This is a genomic window from Sutterella sp. (genome assembly GCF_052272535.1).
GTDB lineage: Bacteria > Pseudomonadota > Gammaproteobacteria > Burkholderiales > Burkholderiaceae_F > Sutterella.
In genome coordinates this window covers 1-2323 of the sequence record NZ_DAVZJY010000303.1, presented here as the reverse complement: position 1 = coordinate 2323, position 2323 = coordinate 1, and the positions used below count along the sequence as shown (strand labels likewise).

At 62.2% G+C, this 2323-nt stretch carries 2 protein-coding genes; one reads left to right on the top strand and one right to left on the bottom strand.

Annotation, left to right across the window (positions count from 1 at the left end; translation table 11 throughout):
• The first annotated feature begins 69 nt into the window (after positions 1–69).
• Positions 70–573 carry a YceD family protein gene (locus tag ACT6Y9_RS10505; protein WP_295479065.1) on the top strand — a complete coding sequence of 168 codons (504 nt, stop codon included), beginning with the start codon at positions 70–72 and terminating at the stop codon, positions 571–573.
• A 57-nt stretch (positions 574–630) separates the two neighbouring features.
• On the opposite strand, the gene ACT6Y9_RS10500 is transcribed toward ACT6Y9_RS10505, so the two are convergent.
• The gene (locus ACT6Y9_RS10500; RefSeq protein WP_443744494.1) at positions 631–1986 is read right to left on the bottom strand and encodes an ATP-binding protein; all 1356 of its coding nucleotides are present in this window, start codon (positions 1984–1986) and stop codon (positions 631–633) included.
• Between the last annotated feature and the right edge of the window lie 337 nt (positions 1987–2323).

Here is a 2323-nt window from a genome sequence, read left to right as displayed (position 1 = left end):
GCGCCGCGCTTCCCTCGAGGCGCGGCGCGCAGAATTTCTCCCTCCAAAACACGCATCCGAGGCCCCACCATGACGCAGTACGTTGACATCTTCGATCTCGCCCGCCGCGAGCTCGCGCTTGAGGGCGAAGTGCCCGTGAAGGATCTCCCCGAGCTTCTCGCCTTCACCGCGACCGACCGGGGCGTCTTGAAGTTCTCCGCTCAGGGCGTCGGCGACCGCCGGGGGCTCCCCGCGGCGGTGCTCTCGATGGAGGGCGACCTCGACCTCTTCTGCGCGCGCTGCAACAAGCCCGTTCCGGTGCACATCGACTCCGAGGCGGTCTTCCGCTTTGCGGCAAGCGAAGCGGAGGCGAACGCCCTCCCGATCGAAGAGGACGAGGAGGACGAGGACGTCGCCGTGGGCTCCAAGAAGTTCGACCTCGAGAAGTGGGTCGAGGAGGAGGCGATCCTGTCGCTGCCGCGCATGGTCTTCCACGACGACTGCGAAGAGGGGGCCGGCTGGGAGGATGAACCCGAAGGCGCGGCCTTCGAGCGCCCCAATCCCTTCGCCGCCCTCGCGTCCCTCAAGAAGTAGAAGGAGCGGCCCGCCGCGGGCTGACCTTCGCAGAAAGACGCCGCAACCCTTCGGGAATCACCAGGTGCGGAGCATGTCCTCCGGGCTCAGGCCCGCCACCTCGAGCTTCCAGGACTGAAGCTCTGGGTGCGTCTGCAGAAATGCCGCCGCCTTGAGCCGCACGACGTCCAAATCGATCTTTGTTGGGTTGAGCTTGCACTCGCCGACGAGGAGCTCCTTTGAGGATTCGTCGAGGGCCACGAGGCCGATTTCGTTTTCTCCCTTTCGGTCCCACCAGGCGCCGACCTTCGACCAGCGGTCGTTTTCCTCGAAGCGCCGCCTGAACCAGGCCTCCAACGTTCTGCCGAGAAAAGCCGGCATGCCCGCTTCCGTTGCCTTGATCAGGCGACCCCAGTGCTTGTTCTCGATGTCTGCCTGCTTGTCGGCGGCCGCCATGAAGCGGAACCAAAACCGAAAGTAGGGATCGCGGATCTCGTACCTGGCGTTCTTCTGCTGCGGCTTCGTGAGTGCCGGCATGATTCTGCCGATGATTCCAAGCTGTTCTTCAAGCCTGTGCACGTAGGCGCTGATCGGCTGTTCGATCCCGTCCTGCATCTCCGCCCAACGCGTCCGGCCCGAGGCAATTCTCTCGAGGAGCGTCATGGCCGTCGTCGACGCGATTTTGAATTCATTTGCGAGGAGAATCAGTCCTTCATCGCGGAACCAGCTGCCCGACTCCGAGAAGACGAAATTGATCATTCGGTCCGGATGAACGACATCGGAGTCCACCAGGAGCTCCACATAGCGGGCGACGCCGCCCGTCATGGCATAGAGCTTGAGGAGTTCGATCATGCCGCCCTCAGGGCATTCCGATTCAAAGAGTTTCGTGAGCGTTTCCGTTCCAAAGGGCCTGATGCGCATGATCTGGTCCGCCCGCCCGTAGAGCGGTTCGTTCGCGTCGCCGAATATCCTCTCAAGCATCGTCTGAACGGAGCCCGACATGACGAGAAGAAGCTTGGCTCCGTCCTTGCGCAGATCCCACGCCCGCTGAAGATCGGACCAGAAGCCCGGGCACGTCCTGTCGAGCACCTGGCATTCGTCGAAGACGATCGTCATGGGCCGGTCGCGCGAGAGCACGAGGAGATACTCCACCGCGTCGATCAGTCGGCCGAAGGCGGGCGGATACTCGATCCGGCAGGCTTGCGCTGCGGCACGCATCAGCTCCCGGGCGACTCCCACTTCGTCGGAATAGGCGTTGACGAAGCAGTAGATGTAGGGCGTCTCTCCGTCCTCAAGCGCCTTGCGGATCAAGGACGTCTTTCCGATCCGACGTCTTCCCGTGACGACGGCCATCGCCGCGCCGCCGCGTTTGACGGTACGGGTTCTCAATGCCCGCAAAGCGCCGATTTCCTCGACGCGTCCATAGAAACGCATTTCGTGCTCCTCAACCGACCGGCCGGAAGAGCCGATTCGGCATTTAGATAATTTTCATTTACGTAAATTGAGATTACGTAATTTTAAATTATGTTGATGGAGATCTGCAGCATCACCTGCTGGTGTTTCGCTCCAGACCTCAGGCAGAAGCGTCGGTCGGGACGCCGGGACGGCGAAGGCGCACGTTCCAACCGACTGGAGAATGTGCGCCTTCGTCTGCTTCTCAATGCCGTGAGGAGTTTTTTTGGGGGGGCGGTCAAGCCTCCTTCACGTCGTCGGGGAGCTTCGCGCCGCAGAAGCCGCAGAAGAGCACTCCCTTCGAGCCCGCGGGCCGGCC